Source organism: Streptococcus alactolyticus (assembly GCF_012277075.1).
Taxonomy (GTDB): domain Bacteria; phylum Bacillota; class Bacilli; order Lactobacillales; family Streptococcaceae; genus Streptococcus; species Streptococcus alactolyticus.
The window spans coordinates 282,680-305,815 of record NZ_JAAXMT010000005.1; the positions used below are offsets into that span (position 1 = coordinate 282,680).

Below are 23,136 nucleotides of genomic sequence, written 5' to 3' on the forward strand. Positions count from 1 at the left end.
TTGAATTGTCTCCAAAACTGTCGCCAAAAATCCTCTCACTGAATGGTTGTCGGTGGGAGGATTCTTTTGATTCTCGCTAACACGTGTAAGGCGTTCAATGCTATAATTTAAGAGATAAACTATTAAGGAGATGAGCAAAATGGCAAAAATTGAACCGAAAATTTTTGACGAGTTGAAAACGGCTTTGGTATCTTTTGGCGACAAATATTTTGTCGGAGAAGTATTGAACCGTTCCAAACTCACGGATGATTTACGAAATTATGATGAAGCACTTTTGAGCAAGTTGTTTGAAGTAGATTTCATCAAGCAACATTTCATCAAGGAAGTGGCGGGGCAAAAGCTCTTTCAGATTGAACAACTTGAAGAAGCCGTTCTCTATAACGATTACTGGGACACAAGCTACACCAAATATGAAAATCGTGTTGGGTTAGCTTCAAAAGGGAAGTTCTTACAAGATAGCCAAGATGTCGTATTAGACTTCCCGTTCAAAGATGGTGTTCTCACTGCTTCTATGACAAAAGAAGATAATGAAGATGGTTATGATGATGCTTTTTTGAATGAAGTGATTTAGAAAGACGAGATTGACCGTTTGTTTGATAAGAAGGTTTTTGTAAATAGTAAAAAGTACGATGAAAATGGTGAGTCAGCTGTAACAGAATTTGATGAAGATAAAGATAACTTAATTATTAAGGGAAATAATTTACTAGCTTTACATGCAATCAAGGATAAGTACGCTGGTAAAGTGAAACTTATTTATATTGACCCTCCTTACAATACTAAAAATGATAGTTTTGTTTACAACGATAAATTTAGCCATAGCTCTTGGTTAGCATTTATGAAAAATAGACTTGAAATTTCTCATGACCTACTTTCAGATGATGGAATAATCTTCATTCAATCAGACGATAATGAACAAGCATATCTCAAAATTTTAGCTTCTGATATTTTTGGGTCAAGTAACTTTGTCTCTACTGTTCCGGTGATTTCAAATTTAAAAGGGAATCAAGACCAATATGGTTTTGCAGGGACACATGAGTATTTGACAGTTTTTGTAAAAAACACTTCATTTGCGAAGTTTAATAATTTACTTATTACGGATGAATCAGTTGATGAGTGGGAAGAGGATGAAGTCGGATACTTTAAAAAAGGGGCTAATTTAAAAGCAACGGGTGTAAATGCACCAAGAACGAAACGACCAAATTTATATTATCCAATTTATATTAGTAGCGCTGGTAAAATTCAATTTGAAAGACAATCAGAAAGTGACTTTGAGCTTCTACCAATAACAGATGGACAGGAAGTGTCGTGGAGATGGAAAAGAGAAACTATGAAGAGGTTAATTGATGATGTTATCCTCGTTAAAGGAACAGATGGTTACTCTATCTATAAAAAACAAAGACCAGAGCTTGGAGACCTACCATCTAAAAAAGCAAAGTCAGTTTTTTACCGTCCCGAATATTCAAGTGGTAATGGTACAAATCAGTTAAAAACTTTATTTGGAGAGAAAAAATTTTCGTTTCCTAAACCTGAACATTTGATTTCAGACATCATTCAAATTGGTTCAAATGAAAATGATATTGTTCTTGATTTTTTCATGGGTTCTGCAACCACTCAAGCAGTCGCGATGAAAATGAACCGCAGATTTATCGGTATTGAACAAATGGACTATATTAACGAAGTATCTGTACCAAGACTACAAAAAGTAATCGCTGGGGAACAAGGTGGTATTTCTAAAGATGTAAATTGGCAAGGCGGGGGTTCATTTGTCTATACAGAACTAATGCCTAAGAATATGGGTTATCTACAAGATATTATTCATGCAAAAACATTAGATGACTTGAAAGTCGTGTACAATCGTATGTTAGAAGGAACAGATACTATGGAACCTGCTGATATTTCTTTCCGTGCTGACTTATCCAAGATTGATTGGCTACAAGGATTTGACGAAAACAAGCGTCTACTTGTGAAGCTCCTTGATAAAAATGGGCTTTACTATAACTACTCTGAAATTGACGATAAAAACGTCCGTGACTTAATCTCTGATGAAGATTACACCTTCAACAAGAATTTCTATGAAGGGGGTGACTAGCATGGCAAAAGCAAAGAAAATACCTGCTAACGCTCGTCAATTTCCTCTTGTGGATCAGGCTGAACAAGCAGAAAAAGACTTGTTCAGTCAGCACCAAGGTTATATCATTCCTGAGTATATCAACGCAAACTTAATTCATACTTTGCGTGCCTATCAGGATAAAGCTATCCGAAATTATCACTATACCCAAACACAGATTAAACCAAACCCTCAACACGTTTTATTTAACATGGCGACAGGTTCAGGGAAAACCGACTTGATGGCAGGGCTTATCCTCTACCTTTATCAAGAGCATGGCTATCGCAACTTCTTGTTTACCGTCAATACCAACTCAGTCTTGATGAAAACAAAGGACAACTTGGTCAACGAAAATAGTGAAAAATACCTGTTCCAAGACAAAATTGAAATCGACGGCAAGCATATTTTCATTAAGCAAGTCGAACGATTTCCTAGAGTCCAACAAGACAACACCATTTACATTAAGCTATCTTCGGTTCAAAAAGTATCGGATGACCTGTTTGTCTTGAAAGAAAATACCATGGGGCTTTCAGACTATGAAAACCAACCTGTTGCAGTCTTAGCAGATGAAGCACACCATTATTCCGCAAGCACCAAGTCAGAGAAGGAAGCTGAAAATACTTGGGAATCAGCCATTAACAAAATCTTGCGTGCCCGTGATGATAAGGAACAAAAGAATCTCCTCCTTGAATTTACGGCAACAGTCGATTTTGATAAAGAAGTCATATATAACAAGTATCGGGATAAGGTGGTCTACCGCTATCCGTTGAATCAATTCATGTTTGATGGCTATTCCAAGCAGGTTAAGCGAATTGAAACGTCCGCAAGCGACCAAGATAAAATGCTAAACGCGGTCTTGCTTTCGCAGTTTAGAAAATACTGTGCTTATGCCGAGGGTGTCACAGGAACATTTAAGCCCGTGATTATGTTTAAGTCAGCAAAAGTTGCGATATCACTGGAAGCCAACAAGGTCTTTAATGAGCTGATTCAAAATCTCAATGTTACGGATTTGCTCGCATTTATCAAGCGCCAACAAGTCCTAGATAGCAACGACAGCTCAGCTTTGGAATTGGCTTACAACTACTATCTCAAAAACGAAGATGACCTTGCAAAAATCGTCCGTGAGATTAAGCAAGACTTTGACCCGAGAAACGTGTTAAATGCTAATGACACAAGCGGAAATATGCTTGAAAAGGGGCAGTATGAGGCACTCAACACGCTCGAAAGCCCAAACAACCTCTATCGTGTGGTTTTTGCGGTCGCAAAACTGACAGAGGGATGGGATGTTCTCAATCTCTATGATATTGTTCGTATTGAACAGGAAGCTGCGACAAACAAAAATGCCACAATGGTTGAAGCGCAACTCATTGGGCGTGGTGCAAGGTATTATCCATTTGAATTAGACGGTGTAAAAAGCTATCAACGTAGATTTGATGGCGATAGCTCAAACAAGCAATTGTTCCTAGAAACGTTGCACTACCACACGATGAATGAGCCACAATACCTTAAACAGCTTGTAGGCTCATTGAAGCAAATGGACTTGCCAACGGGGCAGGACAAGAAAAATCCACCAATTGAAATCAAGCTTAAGCCTGCTTTCAAGAAAACTGATACCTATAAGACGGGAAAAATCTACTACAACGAAGCTGAGGATGTGGCAGATGATTGGTTTGATTCCATTCAGAAATACGGAATCACACACAAGACGGACATTCAAAGAAGTCTGAATTATGGTACTCGTGAAGTGTCTTATCAAGCAACAGTCGCATTGACTGAGACAAAACAAGTCCATGTTGATAGGTTTGATGACCGCTATATTAAGAAAGCCATTCACCGCCTTGAGTTTTATCAATTTGATAACTTGAAAAAGTATCTGCCATTACTTGAATCCATGAAAGACTTCATTTATGGAGAAAATTGGCTCAACGCAAGTAAGTTGAAACTTTTCCTGACCGTTCCAAAAGAATACAAGTCAACAGATATTACGGCAGACGATATTTTGAAAGTCACCATTGACCTTTTGAAAGAGTACGAAGTCAAATTCAAGTCTGGCTACGTCAAGAAACGTGGTACAAACAAATTTGTTGGTTATCCAATTAGCGAGTATCTGACCAACTATAATAAGCGAGTACCTGAGTATGACACGGCAAACCTCTTGAATGAAACCACTCAAAAAGTTGCAGTTTACGATATGGCTGAGGACTTCTATGTCTATGACCGTGCTATCGTCAACAAGTTGGAATTTGACCTCATCACACGTATTCAAGCCCATGTGAATGAGCTAAAAGCCAAATATAACAAGGCAGTTTACTTGTTCCGCATGGACGAGAATATGCACCGTGAGTCAGCTAAGAGCGAAAAGCTCAAGCTCCATCAATATGGCTCACGGATCAATCGAGCTGGCGAAATTGTAGATATGCACTTGCAGGGCTTCCAACCCGACTTCATCTTGTTCCTTGAAGATAGTGACTTTTACTTCCAAATATTCATTGAACCAAAAGGCATGAGTGGCGATAGATTCGTAAGCGAGCTATGGAAGCAGGACTTGTTGCTCTATATGACCGACCATCAAGCAGAGATGGAATTTGAAGATGGTGTCGATAACGTCAAGATTAGCGGTCTGAAATTCTTTACCGCAAAAGACGGCCAAAACACAATCCCTGAATTGATGGCAATGTCTGGTGTGACCTATCAGAAACCTAATGAACAGATAGATTTATTGATGGTAGCAGACCCTTCTACTGATGTAATAATCGAGGAGGATGAGTGAAATGCCAAAGAAAAGTGTGAATTCACGACCCTATCTCAAAACTTGTGAGTTGATTTATCAATTGACTTCACAAAGAATTGTCGAAAAATATCGTAAATGGAAAGAAGATAACCTAAAATATAATACCCAATCTCAGTTTTTTCCCGAGGACCGCAAGTTAGTTAGTAGAGTACTAAACTGCATAAGGACAAAAAACAATCCGTACCTGATTACTCCAAGAATTCAGGAAGCAATCATGGAGAATCTCGATTTTACAGACGTAAATGAACTTTATTGGTGGGAAGATATTTCCGAGTATTTTCAACAGTTTTTTACGATATTACTACTAGAAATTCAAGAATATAAAGATTACACCAAATTTTGGATAGGAATTCCGCTTTCTACTGAGTCCGAGATAACCAAGTTTTATTTAGAAAATCAGGTTCCTATTTTAGAAATCGATGAATCATATAACCAAGAATATGAGGCATTGATTGACCAATTTATCAACTTCACTTTTAACAAAATTAGTTATTTCGAGTTTGAATCTGCCAAAAGACTTGGGTATTATCGTGAGGATGAGTTAGTGTATAGAACGAAGAGAAAGCCTAATAAACCTAAAAAGGATGAAGAGGTTGATGAGACAAAGGTGGATAAAAAGGCTAAAGAGTACAAAAATGAAGTACTAACATTTATCGAATTACCAAAGAAATTAGATATTTTTGTTGAAAAAGTTTTTGTTCCATTCATTAGCTCAATTTGTCTAGGTAAACGATTAGAATTACATATCAAACGCTAAAAGTATAGACTCTCACTATAAAGGGGGGGGTCTTTTTTGCTGAAACATTTTTTTACCACCCCACCCTTACACTTTGTGAGTGCTTTAATATCCTTATCAAGAGCAGCAAATCTTGATGGTAGGCGGTCAGGTTGGCGGGTGTTCCCGTGATTCAAGCCAAAGGGCTAAGACATAGTCATGTTAGCTTTCTAATTAATGAAATCAATGCTTCTGTCTTGATTGTTTCCAAACGACTCGGGCACAGCTCGCCAGAAATCACGCTCAAGCATTATGCACACTTGTGGCGAGGGATTGATGATGGTGTCGCTGAATCTATGGCGGGGATTATCACAATATCAACCGCACCAAGTAAACAATTTGCCTTCACGGGCAATCAATCCGTGAAACAATTGTCTCCAGAACTGTCTCCAAAATAGTGGAGACACCTTACAAACGCAATAACAACGGGCTTTTCAAAGCCAAACCTACTCATTGAATGGGAGTAATAAACAGAGGATTAAAAAGCTATTAGCCTGCAAGTTACAGTAGAAGCTGGCAATATTTCGAGTACTACTCATAAAATTATTAAACCTTGCTGATGTTCAGAAATGAAAGCTGAATGTCGGCAAGTTTTTTTTGTCATTAAAGCGATTCCTCCCCAAAAATCATTAAAAAGATGCAAAAATCTATTGCTAATATGCAAGCGTTTGCTTTATAATCTAAGTATGATGATTTAGGGAGAAAACGCTTTAATGACAACGAAAACCATTTTTCAGAGAAGCCATGACGATTGCATTGCCCGTTGCTTTGCAAGCTATGTTGCAATCGTCTTTTTCCATGATTGACCAGCTGATGGTGGGGCAATTGGGCAAGACGGCCATTGCTTCGGTGGAAATTGGCGGAAAACCACAGTTTATTTTCACTTTTGTGAGTGGGGCAATTGCAACCGTGACGGGGATCATGGTGTCCCAATACATGGGCCGACAGGAGCAGAAGAAGATCAACACCAGCATGTCCTCCAATCTCCTTGTGATGTTGGCCTTGGCAGCCTTGACCGTTATGGCGTGTTTCTTCTTGCCAAGCACGGTGGCGGGGATTTTCACTACCGACCAAAAGGTGATTGCGACGGCGGCGGATTACATGCGAATTTTGGCCTTTATTTACCCACTGTCAGGGATGGCCTCCATCTTGGCCGTTCATATGCGCTGCTACAGTTACGCCCAATACCCGCTCTACATAAGTGCGGTGGGAGCCGTGGTCAATACGGTCTTGAATTACCTCTTGATTTTTGGTAATTTTGGTTTTCCTGTCATGGGGGTCAAGGGAGCAGCCATTGCCAGTCTGATTTCGCAGATGGTAAATCTACTCTTGATGATTTATTTTTATCGGAAATATTGCCAGTTTGCCTTTGATTTGGGTATGACCTCAAGCGAAGTCAAGCAGTACGCTGTCATGCTTTTCCCTATCGTTGCCAATGAATTGCTTTGGACCTTGGGGCAGAGTGTCAATACCTTCATCTATGGGCACATGGGAACAGGTGAGCTGGCTGGTATGTCCTTGACAGGTCCTATCCAAGGGCTCTTTATCGGAGCTCTTTCAGGGCTGTCGCAAGCAGCGGGCATTCTCATCGGTAGGCGCCTCGGCAAACGCGACTACGAAAGTGCCTACTACGATTCCAAACGCTTGTGCGTTTATGGTTTTATAGGGTCTTTGGTGCTTTCGCTCGTGCTTATCCTCACCAGAAGCAGCTACATCAATCTCTACAATGTCGATGAGCAGGTCAGTCACGTCGGTTCACAATTGCTCCTAGCCTTTGCCATCCTTGCCCCTATCAAAGTCCAAAACATGATCTTAGGGGGCGGCATTATCCGAAGCGGCGGTCGAACCAAATACATCATGATTATCGACATGATGGGCACTTGGCTGATCGGCGTTCCCCTAGGGCTTTTCACAGGACTCGTCCTCAAACTCCCTATCGTTTGGGTCTATTTCATCCTCTCCCAAGAAGAGCTTTTCCGCTTTATCGTGTCCATCTTCATGTTTCGCAGCCGAAAATGGATGAATACCATTCGATAATATTAACGTAATATTATTTATGTAAACTATAAACCTTCCCAAGGGAAGGTTTTTTCTGAAAACGGCTAGTCAAGAGCACTAAAAGCGTGTATAATGGAGCTATTACTGCGAAATAATGGAGAACACCTCCCCAATCTGAGTCGAAAAGCTTGGGGAAGCACGGAATCGTGACAGTTTTCTGCCGTTTTCTTGAAATTGGAGGGGTGTATGGATAGCAAAATACCAAACATAAGGTTTAAAGGGTTCACTTACGCTGTTCCCAAGCGTTAGCTTTTTTGGACAAAATTGAATCTATGATATAATAAATGGGAGTTAGTATTATGATTTTAGATATTAATGTAAAAGAAATGGTCATTTTGGGTGTTCCATTTGAGGATAGAAAAATTTTTACAAGTGTTTGGTACGCTCTAAGCACCAATATGATTGAAGGTTGGGAGCCGACTGCTAAAGATGTCGAACGTTTAAAAAGTGAAGCCATTGCTTTAGGAGCGGCATCCTGAGTCTAAACACTGCTAAACACTTTTAGCGGTGTTTTTCTTTGAGAAGTCTAAAAACTTCTTCAAAAATATGGTACAATGAGAAAAGGACATTTTTTAGGAGGGGAGTGCCGTATGGTTCCAGCGTACATTAGAATTCACGATGCGATTAAGAAACAAATTGACGATGGCTTTTGGGAGATTGGGCAGCGTTTGCCGAGTGAACGGGATTTGGCAGATGAGTACGAGGTGAGCCGTATGACGCTGCGTCAGGCTATTACGCTCTTGGTGGAAGAGGGCATTTTGGAGCGTCGTGTGGGGAGCGGGACTTATGTCGCCAGCCACCGCGTGCAAGAAAAAATGCGTGGAACGACTAGTTTTACCGAGATTGTCCGCTCACAAGGAAAGGCGCCTTCATCTCGCTTGATTTCTTACCAACGAAAACCAGCCAATAACACCGAGATTCAACGCTTGCAGCTGAAAGAAACGGATTATGTGATTCGCATGGAACGGGTGCGCTACGCTGACCATATGCCGCTTGTTTTTGAAGTGGCTGCCATTTCAGAAACGCTCATTCAATCCTTCAATAAAGAGGACATTACCGAGCATTTTTTCCAAACTTTGACCGACCACGGTTACGAGATTGGCAAGAGTCAGCAAACCATCTACGCCAAAAATGCCAGCGAAAAAGTGGCAAATTACCTCAAAATTCCTAAAAACCACGCCGTCCTCGCCCTGACACAAGTTTCCTATTTCACCGACGGCAGACCATTTGAATATGTCCACAGCCAATATGTTGGTGACCGATTTGAATTTTATTTGGAAAATAAATGATCTGAAACACCTGATTTTTTAAGGTGTTTCTTTTTGTATTGAAAAATTTAACCAATTCTGACCATTTGCGTGCTTTCTGACTATTAAAACCGCGCGAAATATGATAAAATAAAGGCTATGGAAATTGAAAAAACCAATCGCATGAACGCTTTGTTTGAATTTTATGCGGCTTTGTTGACCGATAAGCAGATGAATTATATCGAGTTGTATTACGCTGATGATTACAGCTTGGCAGAAATTGCTGAGGAGTTTGGTGTCAGCCGTCAGGCAGTTTATGACAACATCAAGCGAACTGAAAAAATCCTCGAAGCTTACGAGATGAAGCTCCATATGTATTCTGATTATATCGTTCGTAGTCAGATTTTTGATGAGATTTTAGAAAAATACCCTGATAATGCTTTCTTAGAAGAAAAAATCACGATTTTGAGTAGTATTGACAACCGTGATTAAACACCCATCAGAGAAAATGATAGAAATGAAAGACAGATTCAAGTAGGAGAATGATATTATGGCTTTTGAGAGTTTAACCGAACGCCTGCAAGGCGTGTTTAAAAACATTCGTGGCAAACGCAAACTTTCTGAAAAAGACGTGCAGGAAGTCACCAAGGAAATTCGTCTGGCCTTGTTAGAGGCGGACGTTGCCCTTCCAGTTGTTAAAACCTTCATCAAACGTGTCAGAGAACGTGCTATCGGGCATGAAATCATTGATACCCTTGACCCAACTCAACAAATCGTCAAAATCGTCAATGAAGAATTGACAGAGATTTTAGGGTCTGAAACGGCTGAAATTGAGAAATCACCTAAGATTCCCACCATTATCATGATGGTCGGATTGCAAGGGGCTGGTAAAACAACCTTTGCTGGTAAATTAGCTAACAAGCTCATCAAGGAAGAAAAAGCACGTCCTTTGTTGATTGCGGCCGATATTTACCGTCCAGCAGCGATTGACCAATTGAAAACCCTTGGGCAACAAATCGATGTACCTGTCTTTGACATGGGAACGGACCACTCAGCTGTTGAGATTGTCAAAAACGGTTTAGCCCAAGCCAAAGAACACCGCAATGACTACGTTATCATTGATACGGCAGGTCGTCTGCAAATTGATGAAAAACTCATGAACGAATTGCGTGATGTTAAAGCCTTGGCACAACCAAATGAAATTCTCTTGGTTGTTGATAGCATGATTGGTCAAGAGGCTGCCAACGTCGCTGACGAGTTCAACAAACAATTGGATATCACAGGGGTTGTTTTAACCAAGATTGACGGGGATACACGTGGTGGTGCAGCGCTTTCTATTCGCGAAATCACAGGTAAACCAATTAAGTTCACTGGTACTGGTGAAAAAATCACTGATATCGAAACCTTCCACCCAGACCGTATGTCTAGCCGTATTCTCGGTATGGGAGCCTTGTTGACGCTGATTGAAAAAGCCAGCCAAGAGTACGATGACAAGAAATCATTGGAACTCGCTGAAAAAATGCGTGAAAACACCTTTGATTTCAACGATTTCATCGAACAATTGGACCAAATGCAAAGCATGGGACCAATGGAAGATTTGATTAAGATGATTCCAGGTATGGCAAGCAATCCAGCCATGAAAAACTTCAAAGTGGACGAAAAAGAAATTGCTCGAAAACGTGCCATCGTGTCATCAATGACACCTGAAGAACGTGAAAACCCAGATTTGCTTAACCCAAGCCGTCGCCGCCGTATCGCAGCGGGTTCTGGTAACAGCTTTGTCGAAGTTAACAAATTCATCAAAGATTTCAACCAAGCCAAACAAATGATGCAAGGCGTTATGTCAGGTGACATGGACAAAGCCATGAAACAAATGGGCATCAACCCAAATAACCTCCCTAAAAATATGCCAAATGGCATGGATATGTCAGCTCTAGAAGGCATGATGGGCGGAAATGGTATACCTGATTTATCAGCCCTAGGTGGCGGAGATATGGACTTACGCGAAATGATGGGCGGCGGCCTCAGAGGCCGAATCGGTGAATTCGCCATGAAACAATCCATGAAACGCATGGCAAACCGAATGAAAAAAGCCAAGAAAAAACGTAAGAAATAAAAAATATCTTGCAGATAAATCAATAGATCAATGAAAAAGGCTGAATGATTTGGCCTTTTTCATTATGAATTAAAGGTATTTCTTTTACCAAACACCCCAGAGAGCTAGTTTAAAACTTTACTTCTATTTATTTGATTATTTGATGTGTATAATATAAGTATAAATAGGAGGACAAGCAATATGCCAATGACCCCTAAGCAGATGATAAAATTGCTTAAAAAAATGGGTTTTACGAAGTCAGCCAAAATGGAAGCCATAAGAAATTTCGAGATGATAAAGGACACCAAATCATTGTTCCATTACACAATAAAGACCTCGGAAAGGGCCTTGAAGACGCTATTTTAAAACAAGCAGGTTTGAAATAATCTTCTTGCTGAATAGCAATGCTTATTTCACTACAACAATTACGAGGAGGTTTATTATGTTAGTTTATCCAGCTTTATTTACCCAAGATGGTGATTATATTCTTGTAACTTTTCCAGACGTTCCTGAAGCTATTACTCAAGGAAAAGATGTTCAAGAAGCTTTTGAAAAAGCTACAGAAGTTCTAGGATTTGCACTCGAAGATTATAAAGAGTATCCACAACCAACTTCGCCATCGGATTTAAAACAGCAATTTCCCGATAGCTATATCGCCTTAATTCAAATTGATATGGTTGTCTAAATGAAAAAGTATCATGCCAACAAGGTTCGTAAAAACGTGACTATTCCTGAATGGTTGAATGACTTGGCAGAGGAAAACGATGTTAATTTTTCTCAAGTCTTAACAGAAGCCTTGGAAAGAAAACTACAGCCTTAATAAACTATTGAAAGTCCGTGCGAGCGGGCTTTTTATTTACCCTATTATACAAATCAGCAACCTAAGGGGAAAATATGAATTGTGAAACCAGTCATTCAGGAAATTATATCATCTACACAGATGGTTCTTATAAAAAGTACAACAGCGGTAACGTTAAAGCTTCATGTGCCTATATTGTTTTAGATGACAATCACGAAGTCATTTTAAAGGGAAAGAGTGCCATTTCAGATACCAAAGAAAAGTTACTAAATTCCGTAGGCGTAGAACTTTTTTCGGTTATTATTGCCTTAAAAGCTCTACGGAAAATAAGCAAAGATGCTGATAAAGTGAGTGTTAGCATTATGACGGATTATCGAGAATTGGAGCGCTTTCATCATTTGTTAAATACTCATAGGAAATCATCTTATAAAAAGAAAGAAAAACAGCAGATTTTTCAGTGGAATTGGTATTATTCAAATCTCTGTCAAGTGTTTAAATTGTATAAAGAATTGGGCAAAGAGTTAATTTTAGAGGTTAAATGGTGTCGTGGACACGCTGAAATTTTTTGGAACGAAAAAGCTGATAGTTTAGCAAAAGATGTGACTAAAAAGCGAGGCAAAGAAAAGAGAAGAACAAAAAATAAAATAATAGATATACATAAATAAATTTACGTTATCTATGGAAACAGATTTCTGAAGTATTTATATTTTTCTCCGAACATCTTTCTGAAAAACTGTAATTTTCTTGAAAGATAGGTAGACCTGTGATATACTTCTAGTTATCAGATATTTGGGAGTTTTTTAGCAAAAAATGAAACGTGAACACATTTTACAAAAAATCGACGAGCTGAAAACGCTCATGCCTTGGTACGTCTTGGATTATTATCAATCAAAATTAACCGTTCCTTACAGTTTTACGACCTTGTATGAATACCTCAAGGAATACAGACGCTTTTTTGAATGGCTTTTGGATTCTGGGATTTCAGATGCTGATAAAATGGCTGATATTGACTTATCAACCTTGGAACACCTCTCTAAAAAAGACATGGAATCCTTTATTTTGTACCTGCGTGAACGTCCGTCGCTCAATACTTATTCCAAAAAGCAAGGGGTTTCACAAACAACCATAAACCGTACGCTTTCTGCGCTTTCCAGCCTTTTCAAATACCTGACAGAAGAGGTCGAGGATGAAAATGGTGACCCCTACTTCTACCGCAACGTCATGAAAAAAGTCGCTACCAAAAAGAAAAAAGAAACCTTGGCAGCTCGGGCAGAAAACATCAAGGGCAAATTGTTTTTGGGCAATGAAACCATGGCTTTCATTGATTATATTGACAAAACTTATCAAAGTACGCTGTCGCATCGTGCCTTATCTTCTTTCCAAAAAAATAAAGAGCGCGATTTGGCCTTGATTGCCCTACTGCTTGCCTCCGGCGTTCGTTTGTCCGAAGCAGTCAATCTAGACGTCAAGGACTTAAATCTTAACATGATGATTATTGAAGTGACACGAAAAGGCGGCAAACGTGATGCAGTCAATATCGCTGGTTTTGCTAAACCTTATTTGGAAGCTTACCTTGCAATTCGTACCCCACGTTATAAGGCTGAAAAGCAAGACCAAGCCCTCTTTCTCACCGAATACCGTGGGGTTCCAAATCGCATCGACGCATCCAGCGTAGAAAAATTAGTCGCAAAATACTCGCAAGCCTTCAAAGTCCGCGTCACACCGCATAAATTGCGACACACCTTGGCGACTCGCCTATACGACACCACAAAATCACAAGTCCTAGTTAGCCACCAACTCGGACACGCCAGCACTCAAGTCACCGACCTCTACACCCACATCGTCAACGACGAACAAAAAAATGCCTTGGATAAATTGTAAAAAAAGAAGTAGGATTAACCCCCTACTTTTTCTCTTACTCTTTTGGTAATGCAATAGTAACCTGAGTGCCTTTATCAACTTGGCTAGTGATGCTGATGGCTAGATTCAGACTATCTAAAATTTGTTTGGTCATGTAAAGCCCTAAACCAGTGGCTTTTTGATTCTCATGGCCATTAAAACCTGTGAAGCCTTCCTCAAATAAACGTGGCAAGTCCTCTTCTAGTATTCCAATACCATTATCTGATATGCTAATCCTACCATCTGTTATTTCAATTCTAATCTTGTCTTGTTCCTTAGAATACTTTATGGCATTGTCTAGGATTTGTGAAATGGCAAAGCTGAGCCATTTGCGGTCAGAAGCAAGCAGCCAATCACCTTCGACTTCGATAGATAATTGCTTCAGTAGGCAAGGAATGCGGTATTTTTTAACGTTTTCAATCGTGATATCGCGTACAGACAGGCGTTCAAATCGAAAATCATCCTTGTTCTGGCTGAATTTGAGGTAGGTTAGCAAGGTATCCAGATAGTTCTGCAGGCGAGTCAGTTGTTGCTGAACTTCCTTGCCATCTAGCTGATTGGTTTGTGCCATCAAGGACAGGGCAGACAATGGAACTTTCATTTGGTGCGACCACATCTTGACAAGGCTCTGCCCATCTTCAGTCTTAGCCTGCTCTGCCAACAATTCTTGTGCACTTTGCTCGTACAAACGAATAATCACATCTTTATAGGCTAATTCTGACGGCAATTGTAAGGTATCTAATTCGTTTACATAAATAAATTGTTGTAACGTATTGATTTTATGTTTAAAACGTTGGTACTGCCATAAGGTGATAAAGCTGAGGATCGTCAGATTGAGCAGAAAACTGATCACAAAATAGACGATAGGCAAGTGGTAAAGAGCAAAAACAATTAGAAAGAGAGCACTCAGTAACGCATAGCTCCAGTACCAAACGGCATTTTCTTTAAAAAAAGTTCGAATCATTTTAAGAGATACCCCACTCCTCGGACTGTGTGAATGGCATTGAAACTTAGTGGTGTTATTTTTTTACGCAGGCGTGCCATGTTGACGCTGAGCGTGTTTTGATCGATAAAGCTGTCGTTTTCCCACAATTTTTCCAGCAATTCCTCCTTGGTCACCACTTGATTTTGGTGTTCAAATAAAATGGATAAAATTTTATTTTCTGTTGGCGAAAGGGAAATTTGTTCTGTGCCATTTGACAAAACCCCGTCACGCGAGAGGCTAAATGCCCCTAACTGGTAAGTGTCTGAGGTGAATTGGTAAGCTCGTCTTAAAAAGGCAGAAATTTTAGCATCTAAAATGGTCAATGAAAAGGGTTTTGACACAAAATCATCTCCACCCATATTGAGCGCCATGACCGTATCCATCTCATCATCGCTGGATGAAATGAAAATAATAGGCAAGGTCATCGTCTTGCGAATTTCTGTCGTCCAGTAAAAACCATTAAAATAAGGCAGGGTAATATCAATCAAAATCAAATCTGGCTGAATTTCCTCAACTTCTTGCTTAATGGCTCGAAAATTTTGCACACTAAAGACCTCATAAGTCTGGCTCAAGTGCTGTTTTAACAATTTAACGATGGTTTCATCGTCCTCAATAATGTAAATCTTTCCTTGTTTCATAGTATTATTGTAACATAAGCTCTGATGAATCAAAATAAAAGATGGCCGCAAGGGCCACCTTATTTAACGTTCAATGATTTTATAGTAAGTTTGGCTAGTGATTTTGTAAATCATGAAATAAACGAGGGTTAAGATGACAATGGTCGAACCACTCACGATGTAAATCGTGCTTGAGCTTGTCACACCGAAAATAAGCAACATTTGTTTTAACATAACCAAGGCCACCGCAAAATGTAGGGTTGCTAGTCCTAACGGCATGAAGAAAACCAGTAAAATTTGTGAATTGATGGCTTTTTTCACTTCTTGGCTGCTCATCCCAACTTCTTGCAAGATTTTATAAGATTTCTTGTCCTCAATACCTTCTGAACGTTGTTTGTAGTAAATAATCAAGGCTGCGCCCATTAGGAAACTGATACCCAGCAAGAAACCTGTGAACAAGAAGCCACCTGTGAAGGCATAAGCACTGTCGAGGTATTCCTGTTTGGTTTCTACCGTAGCTAAAATGCTATTTCCATTGGCATCTTCGTGAACGACTTCTGATTCACCGCCAAAGTGTGCCAAGGACTTGATTTCTTTTTGAGAAAGGTCAGCATAGCTGATAAGTGACGTTTGATGGAAAACCTTATTTTTCGTGAAGATTGTTTCAATGTTATTAAGCACTTCTTGGTTGCTGACGACTAAGACAGCTGGGTTGTAGGTATTGACTACTTCTGGGAAGTTAACCTCCTTGAGATTATGGACATTGTCAAAGGTTTGCCCAAATAAGTCCAGTTTTTCCAAATAGCTGTTGCCTTTTTGGGTAAAGAAAGCAGTTTGGTTTTCATTGAGGTGTGAGAGTTTGTTTCCCAAGGCTCTAAAGTCATCCTGTGTGACGATGTAAAGATAGCCAGCGCTGCTAAGGTTAGGATTTTCGACATCCTCACGCGTCATGGCAATCTCTTTGGCATCTGAAACTGGGAAAAGCGTATAAACAGAACGGTAAGTGAGCCATTGGTCTGCAGGTTTGTGCAAGGGTTCCATGACCTCTTTTTCCATCAAGGTATCCATATCTGCTTGATTGTCAGCGTTAAGAGCTACCTTGGTGGTTTTTGGGAACATCATGTTCACTTGCGTTTGGGTATTCACATAAAGCGACGTTGTTGTAGCAATCGTAACAAATGCCATAACCGCTAGTAAAGTGATATTAGCCAGACCAACGGCATTTTGTTTCATACGGAAAATCATTTGTGCCGTTGTGACAAAGTGTTCAGGTTTGTAAAAATAAGCCTTATTTTGACGACGGCGTTTCAAATACCAAGTCATGAAACTGATATAAAAGAGATAGGTTCCTATGATAACCAGCACAACTGCCGCAAAGAAACGATACAATACAACCAAAGCAGCTACTTTAGTGGATGATAGGGACAAATAATAACCAATTCCCAAAGACAAAACACTCAAAATAGCCAGCAAGACATTACCGCGAGGTTCTTTTTCCCCTTGCTCTTGCTTTTTAAACAAGGCAAGCGGTGAGGTGCGACGAATGGTGTAAAGATTGCCCCCTTCTAGCAGAACAAACATTCCGATAAAGAGAACAATTGCACTCACAAAGGCTTCAAGGGATAAGGTCAAGACCAGCTGATGATAATGCAGGAGATTCACAAAAGCCAAATAGAACAATTGTGAAAAGATAGCAGACAAGACACTACCTAACACGATGACTCCCAGCAAAATCAAACCTAATTCAATGGTTGATAGCCAGCTGACCTGCCAACGATTCATCCCCAGCATATTATACAGACCAAATTCCTTACTGCGTTGTTTGAGTAAAAATTGATAGCTGTAAATTTCCATCACGGCTGAAAAAATCGCCAAAACAATCAAAGCGAGACTGAGAATAGAGGACCCATGACGCATTCCCCCACCAACAGGGCTAAACAAAATCAGCAAAGTTGAGCAGTTTAGGACAAATAAAATTGTACTGCTGAGCAGGAATGGTCCAAAAACATTAATGGACTTTTTAATATTAGACCAAGCGAGTTTTGCATAAAACATATTACTGACCTCCAAGTAAAGCGCTCATGGTAAGCGAAATATCTTTTGCAAATTCTTGATTGGTCTTGTGACCACGGTAAATTTGGTGGAAAATACGCCCATCTTTGATAAAGAGGACTCTTTTCGCATGACTAGCCGCATTGGCAGAGTGAGTTACCATCAGCAAAGTCTGACCGTCTGCGTTAATCTCTTCAAACAGTTTTAAAATATCTTCTGAATTTTTGTAGTCAAGAGCGGCAGTCGGCTCATCTGCTAAAAGCAATTGTGGCTTAGTGATAAGACTTCTAGCAATGGCAACACGTTGTTTTTGACCACCAGATAATTCAAACGGGCGTTTGTCTAGCAAGCTTTCAATGTGTAGTTTCTTTGCCAAAGGCTGCAAGCGTTGCTCCATCTCTTGATAAGGCAAGCGACCAAGTACCAAAGGTAAGAAAATGTTATCCTTGACCGAAAGGGTATCCAACAAGTTAAAATCTTGAAAGACAAAGCCAAGATTCTTCAAACGAAAAGCAGCCAACTGACTTTCCTTGATTTTGGTAATGTCCTCTCCGTTTAACATGACAGAACCCTTAGTTGGTTTTTCCAAAGTCGCCAAAATGTTCAACAAGGTGGTTTTTCCTGAACCTGATTCTCCCATAATAGCGATAAATTCGTTTTTATCAACCTTAAAATCAACATCTTGTAAGGCACGCGTTTCCTCTTTTGAAAAGCGAGTGCGGAAAACTTTCTCTAAGTGATTAATCTCTAATAACATCTCTTTCTCCTTTATTTGGTATTTTAATACTATTTGTGTTTTATTTTTCTTCTGCCACTCCAATACCACACACCTAAGCTGATGACGCTTGCGGTGATCAGGGATAGAATGGTTATTAAACTATTGGTATCCATTAGGCTTATTTCTCCTAACATTCTTATTTGACTAAGCGGAAGGTCTGATAGACTAGTAGGTTGCAGAACCTACTATTGCCATACTCAACCAAATAAACAGCTGACTTCCTAATTGTAGGTGTCTTTTGATTGCTTGATTCATCTCATTGCTCCTCTCTTATTGACAAGTCTATTGTATCGAAAAAGGAGCCTTTCCTTCCTTACAGTTTCTCCTTTAAATCTTACAAAAATGTAAGAATAAAGTCATCAAAAACGCCTGAGACTAAATCTCAGACGTTTGTCGTTTTAGTTCAGTTCTTGTACCAACCGTTTCAAATAAGCATGACTAGCCACTTGCTCTTTAGGATTGGTGACATTTGCCAGATTAATCTCGTAAATGCTGGTAGCACGGCTATTAAGAAGTGGCAGAAGCTTTGCCCAATCTATCTTTCCTTGTCCCAGCGGCAGACTATCGTGGCGTTTTCCAAAAGAATCCACCAAATGGTAGTGAACGATGTTCTTTTTCAGGGTACTTAAAGACCTTTGTAGGGCCACATTATCCCGATTTAAGAAAATGAAGGCATGAGAAATATCGTAAGCCAACGGGTAGCCTTTTTGCAGCAAGACTTGGTCAAAATCAGGATGGCCAAAGGAAAAGAGATTTGAAATCCCATTTTCAAACATGATGCGATTTCCACCCAGTTGCCAAAGAGCATCTATTCGAGAAAAGAGGTAATCTTGAGCGTTTTTGAGGGTTTCAAAGGGATCTAGCAAGTCCTTTTCTCGCAAATCATAAGAGCCATGCACCAGTACTTTACAGTCAAATGCGTTAGCAAGTTCCAGCAAAGTCTTGGTGGTTTCATCAATAAACGAAACAAGTTCTGGCTTGTGGGCTGGATGAGCTACCAACTCCAAAAACTGCCCTTGGTATTTCATGGGTTGATGTAAAATAATATGCTTCACCCCACTCATTTTGACAGTTTCAATGGCATCGCGCAACATTTTCAAACCTTGAGGAGTAAAATCGTGTTCTGACGTGTAAAACTCAAAGATTTCAGGTTGGTATGTTAGGCGACTCGCCACTTGAATAGGGTCACAACTGGCTTTCAAACCTAATCGAACAGGAAACATTGGCAACCTCCCTGAGATACTTTTAGACATCAAGATAAGCTTGCAAATCCGTCAAAGCACGCTCTGCAATTTTTTCGTAACGTTCTTTCTTATCGCGAATACGAGGACCGTCCAACTCTTTAATGATACCAAAGTTGACATTCATCGGTTGGAAATGCTTGCTTTCCGCATGAGTGATGTAATGTGGTAGCGCGCCAATAGCCGTGGTTTGTGGGAAAATCACAGGTTCTTCACCTTTGAAACGGCGAACAGCATTGATACCAGCTACCAAACCTGACGCTGCTGATTCAACGTAACCTTCTACCCCTGTCATTTGACCAGCAAAGAAGAGGTCTGGATTTTTACGTGTGGCAAAAGTTTCCGTCAAAAGATTTGGCGAATCCATGTAAGAATTGCGGTGCATCACACCATAACGAACAAAATCAGCGTTTTCAAGACCAGGAATCATACGAAAAACTCGCTTTTGTTCGCCCCATTTCAAATGCGTTTGGAAACCGACAATATTGTACAGGCTACCAGCAGCGTTATCTTGACGCAACTGCACAACCGCATAAGGCGTTTTAAATTCCCCATCTCGAGGTCCTTTGTAATCTTCTGGGTATTCTAAGCCAACTGGTTTCATCGGGCCATAAAGCATGGTTTTAATGCCGCGTTTCGCCATCACTTCAATTGGCATACACCCTTCAAAGTATTTTTCCTTTTCAAAACTGTTGAGTGGTGCTTCTTCTGCATTAACCAAAGTATCGTGAAAAGCCATGAACTCCTCTTTGGTCATAGGGCAGTTCAGATAAGCAGCCTCTCCTTTGTCGTAACGTGATTTAAGATAAACCTTATCCATATCAATCGAACCCTTATCGACAATCGGCGCTGCTGCATCGTAGAAATAAAAGCCATCCCCACCATTTAACGCATGAATACGTTCAGCAAGAGCGTCAGACGTCAACGGACCGCTGGCAATCACAGTAATCGCATCATCAGGAATTTCCGTGATTTCCTCACGAATAACCTCAATAAGCGGATGATTGCTGACCTCGTCAGTCACCATTTGCGAAAAGCCGTCACGGTCAACTGCCAAAGCACCACCTGCAGGTACACGCGTGCTTTCTGCGGCTTTCATGATAACAGAATCCAAACGACGCATTTCTTCCTTGAGTAGTCCTACCGCATTGGTCAAGCTATCACCGCGCAGCGAATTAGAACAAACCAACTCCGCAAATTGGTCGGTTTTATGTTGTGGGGTCGCTTTTTTCCCACGCATTTCATAGAGTTTGACAGGAATGCCACGCTTAGCAATTTGATAGGCAGCTTCAGATCCCGCCAAACCAGCTCCAATGACATTGATATAAGATGATTGAGACAATAGACTAATACCTCCAAAAATGACAGTTCTCACCGCCATTTTCCAAATGCGGGGAATGCCCCACATCTGAATCTTTCTAATTATGATATGTTTTATCATATCATAAATGACATAAAACACCAAAATAAACTATTATTTACGTAATTATAATTATGTAAATAATATAACACTAAAAAAGCTCGCAAACTCATTGCGAAGCTTTTTGGTTATTTGATGACTTCTTCTGCGTAATCGCATTCTTCATTGCTGCAGACCACTTGCTTGCCTCCACCACGGATTTTCTTCTCAACCAGATAATCGCCTGATTTTGGACACGTTCGTCCGACAGGTTTGTCCCAAGAGGTGAATTCGCAGTCGGGGTAGCGGTCACAACCATAGAAAATACGGTTGCGTTTGGTTTTGCGTTCAATCACTTGACCTTCGCCACAAAGCGGACAAGTCACGCCGATTTCCTTGGTAATAGCTTTGGTATTATGACATTCTGGGAAGTTGCTACAAGCGTAGAATTTGCCGTAGCGACCGAGTTTGATAACCATAGGATGCCCGCAGAGTTCGCAGTCAAAACCAGCAGGTTCATCCTTGATTTGAATTTTTTCAATCTCGGTTTCAGCTTTTGCCAATTCTTTTTCAAACGGTTTGTAGAAGGCATCGATGACGGTCTGCCACTGTTGTTTACCTTCTTCGACCTCGTCAAGCTTACTTTCCATATCAGCCGTGAATTTGACATCCACGATATCAGGGAAGAATTCCACAATCAAGCCATTAACAATCTCACCCAATTCGGTTGGTTCAAAGCGTTTAGCAGCCAGACGGACATAATAACGTCTTTGGATGACATCAAGTGTTGGAGCGTAGGTTGACGGACGTCCCACACCGTTTTCTTCCAAGGTTTTAATCAAGGTTGCTTCCGAATAACGAGCTGGCGGTTGGGTAAAGTGTTGTTCTGGGTTGGTTGATACCTTTTTAACACTATCGCCCTCAGCCATGTCTGGCAACATTTTGTTTTTGTCAGAGTCGTTATACACGGCTAAATAACCGTCGAATTTCACTTGACTACCGTTGGCGGTGAAGCGCACGCCATTTTGCTCCAAATGCACCTTCATGGTATCAAAGATTGCTGCTGTCATTTGACTGGCCACAAAACGATTCCAAATCAAGGTATACAGTTTTAGCTGGTCCTTATCCAAATGCTGTGCAATCGATTCAGGGGTTAAGGTCACATTTGACGGACGAATAGCTTCGTGGGCATCTTGAGCACCTGAAGCATTTTTCACACGATTGCCATGTTTCGAATAAGTCGCTCCAAAACGTTCTGTGATGAAGTTTGCGGCTTCGTTTTGAGCCACAGGGCTAATACGCGTTGAGTCCGTACGCATATAAGTAATCAAACCTTGTGTGCCGCTCTTACCAAGGCTAATTCCTTCGTACAATTGCTGTGCGACCATCATGGTCTTGCGAGTTCGGAAATTGATTTTGTTGGCAGCGTCTTGTTGAAGAGATGACGTGGTGTAAGGAAGTGGCGCATTGCGGCGACGTTCTTTCTTTTCAACTTTGGCTACTTCAAAGGTGTCACTCGTGATTAAAGCGAGCACTTTTTGCACATCTTCGTTGGTTTCGAGTTTTAGTTTTTTGCCATCAACACCGTAAAAAGAGGCTTGGAATTTCTTGTTTCCTTTTTGGAAGAAACCATCAATAGTCCAGTATTCTTCAGGTTTGAAAGCCTTGATTTCATTTTCACGGTCAATGATGAGTTTCAAAGCGACCGATTGCACGCGCCCCGCTGACAAGCCTTTTTTGACTTTCTTCCAAAGCAATGGCGAAATCGAGTACCCCACAATACGGTCCAAAACGCGGCGAGCCTGTTGGGCATCAACCAGATTCATATCAATTTGTCGCGGTTCAACGAAGGCATTTTTGACCGCATCTTTGGTGATTTCGTTGAAAACCACACGGTTTTTGTCCGTTTCATCCAAATTTAAAATATGGGCCAAATGCCAAGAAATCGCTTCTCCTTCACGGTCTGGGTCACTTGCAAGATAGACTTTTTTAGCTTTTTTCGCTTCTTTTTTCAAGTCATTAATCAAAGGACCCTTCCCGCGAATATTGATGTATAGCGGTTCGTAATTATTGTCAAAATCAATGGACATGCTTGATTTTTTCAAATCACGGATATGACCAACTGAAGCGACAACCTTGTAGTTACGCCCCAAATATTTTTCAATGGTTTTTGCTTTTGCAGGAGATTCCACAATAACCAAATTCTTTTGTGGTTTTTTGCGTTTCGTTTTTGTTTTTGTTTTTTTGACAGTTTTAGATGCTTTTGAAACAGTCGTTACCATAAAGCTCACTT

At 40.4% G+C, this 23,136-nt stretch carries 16 protein-coding genes and 4 pseudogenes; 13 read left to right on the forward strand and 7 right to left on the reverse strand.

Annotated elements, in window-relative coordinates; genetic code table 11:
• Positions 1 to 139 precede the first annotated feature (139 nt).
• From HFK82_RS03295 to xerS, 13 genes and pseudogenes are all read left to right on the forward strand, one after another.
• Positions 140 to 2,089 (forward strand): annotated as a pseudogene (locus HFK82_RS03295) (DNA methyltransferase).
• Position 2,090: 1 nt separating this feature from the next.
• Positions 2,091 to 4,877: a DEAD/DEAH box helicase family protein gene (locus HFK82_RS03300; RefSeq protein WP_168260794.1), complete on the forward strand. Its 2,787-nt coding sequence runs from the start codon at positions 2,091 to 2,093 to the stop codon at positions 4,875 to 4,877.
• 1 nt (position 4,878) lies between these two features.
• Positions 4,879 to 5,655 (forward strand): hypothetical protein, encoded by a 777-nt coding sequence (locus HFK82_RS03305; protein WP_168260592.1) that lies wholly within the window; start codon positions 4,879 to 4,881, stop codon positions 5,653 to 5,655.
• Between the two features lie 128 nt (positions 5,656 to 5,783).
• Positions 5,784 to 6,071, forward strand: a pseudogene (locus tag HFK82_RS03310) (tyrosine-type recombinase/integrase); the annotation flags it as partial.
• A gap of 346 nt (positions 6,072 to 6,417) precedes the next feature.
• Positions 6,418 to 7,710 carry an MATE family efflux transporter gene (locus tag HFK82_RS03315; protein ID WP_168260795.1) on the forward strand — a complete coding sequence of 431 codons (1,293 nt, stop codon included), beginning with the start codon at positions 6,418 to 6,420 and terminating at the stop codon, positions 7,708 to 7,710.
• 320 nt (positions 7,711 to 8,030) lie between these two features.
• A complete protein-coding gene (locus HFK82_RS03320) occupies positions 8,031 to 8,210 on the forward strand; it encodes a hypothetical protein (RefSeq protein ID WP_168260796.1) in 180 nt (59 codons plus the stop codon).
• A gap of 111 nt (positions 8,211 to 8,321) precedes the next feature.
• Entirely contained in the window at positions 8,322 to 9,020 is a 699-nt protein-coding gene (locus HFK82_RS03325) for a GntR family transcriptional regulator (RefSeq protein ID WP_168260797.1), read from the forward strand.
• A gap of 117 nt (positions 9,021 to 9,137) precedes the next feature.
• Entirely contained in the window at positions 9,138 to 9,470 is a 333-nt protein-coding gene (locus HFK82_RS03330) for a putative DNA-binding protein (RefSeq protein WP_168260798.1), read from the forward strand.
• A 58-nt stretch (positions 9,471 to 9,528) separates the two neighbouring features.
• Complete coding sequence (gene ffh, locus HFK82_RS03335; RefSeq protein ID WP_168260799.1) at positions 9,529 to 11,094, forward strand: signal recognition particle protein; 1,566 nt, start codon at positions 9,529 to 9,531, stop codon at positions 11,092 to 11,094.
• 180 nt (positions 11,095 to 11,274) lie between these two features.
• Positions 11,275 to 11,459: pseudogene (locus HFK82_RS03340) on the forward strand (type II toxin-antitoxin system HicA family toxin).
• 56 nt (positions 11,460 to 11,515) lie between these two features.
• Positions 11,516 to 11,893, forward strand: a pseudogene (locus HFK82_RS08750) (type II toxin-antitoxin system HicB family antitoxin).
• 74 nt (positions 11,894 to 11,967) lie between these two features.
• Positions 11,968 to 12,537 (forward strand): ribonuclease HI, encoded by a 570-nt coding sequence (locus HFK82_RS03350; RefSeq protein WP_168260801.1) that lies wholly within the window; start codon positions 11,968 to 11,970, stop codon positions 12,535 to 12,537.
• 145 nt (positions 12,538 to 12,682) lie between these two features.
• Complete coding sequence (xerS, locus tag HFK82_RS03355) at positions 12,683 to 13,753, forward strand: tyrosine recombinase XerS (RefSeq protein ID WP_154454325.1); 1,071 nt, start codon at positions 12,683 to 12,685, stop codon at positions 13,751 to 13,753.
• A gap of 34 nt (positions 13,754 to 13,787) precedes the next feature.
• On the opposite strand, the gene HFK82_RS03360 is transcribed toward xerS, so the two are convergent.
• From HFK82_RS03360 to topA, 7 genes are all read right to left on the reverse strand, one after another.
• Complete coding sequence (locus HFK82_RS03360; RefSeq protein ID WP_168260802.1) at positions 13,788 to 14,735, reverse strand: sensor histidine kinase; 948 nt, start codon at positions 14,733 to 14,735, stop codon at positions 13,788 to 13,790.
• Positions 14,732 to 15,394 carry a response regulator transcription factor gene (locus HFK82_RS03365; RefSeq protein WP_168260803.1) on the reverse strand — a complete coding sequence of 221 codons (663 nt, stop codon included), beginning with the start codon at positions 15,392 to 15,394 and terminating at the stop codon, positions 14,732 to 14,734. The genes HFK82_RS03360 and HFK82_RS03365 overlap by 4 nt, the downstream gene beginning before the upstream one ends.
• 63 nt (positions 15,395 to 15,457) lie before the next feature.
• Positions 15,458 to 17,428, reverse strand: coding sequence for an FtsX-like permease family protein (locus tag HFK82_RS03370; protein WP_168260804.1), 1,971 nt, complete (start codon positions 17,426 to 17,428; stop codon positions 15,458 to 15,460).
• A 1-nt stretch (position 17,429) separates the two neighbouring features.
• Positions 17,430 to 18,182: an ABC transporter ATP-binding protein gene (locus HFK82_RS03375; protein ID WP_168260805.1), complete on the reverse strand. Its 753-nt coding sequence runs from the start codon at positions 18,180 to 18,182 to the stop codon at positions 17,430 to 17,432.
• 419 nt (positions 18,183 to 18,601) lie between these two features.
• On the reverse strand, positions 18,602 to 19,426 hold the full coding sequence (locus HFK82_RS03380; protein ID WP_168260806.1) for a TIM barrel protein: 825 nt from the start codon (positions 19,424 to 19,426) through the stop codon (positions 18,602 to 18,604).
• A gap of 22 nt (positions 19,427 to 19,448) precedes the next feature.
• Positions 19,449 to 20,825, reverse strand: a complete 1,377-nt coding sequence (gene trmFO / locus HFK82_RS03385; protein ID WP_168261020.1) for a methylenetetrahydrofolate--tRNA-(uracil(54)-C(5))-methyltransferase (FADH(2)-oxidizing) TrmFO — start codon at positions 20,823 to 20,825, stop codon at positions 19,449 to 19,451.
• A gap of 167 nt (positions 20,826 to 20,992) precedes the next feature.
• Positions 20,993 to 23,125 (reverse strand): type I DNA topoisomerase, encoded by a 2,133-nt coding sequence (topA, locus tag HFK82_RS03390; RefSeq protein WP_168260807.1) that lies wholly within the window; start codon positions 23,123 to 23,125, stop codon positions 20,993 to 20,995.
• Between the last annotated feature and the right edge of the window lie 11 nt (positions 23,126 to 23,136).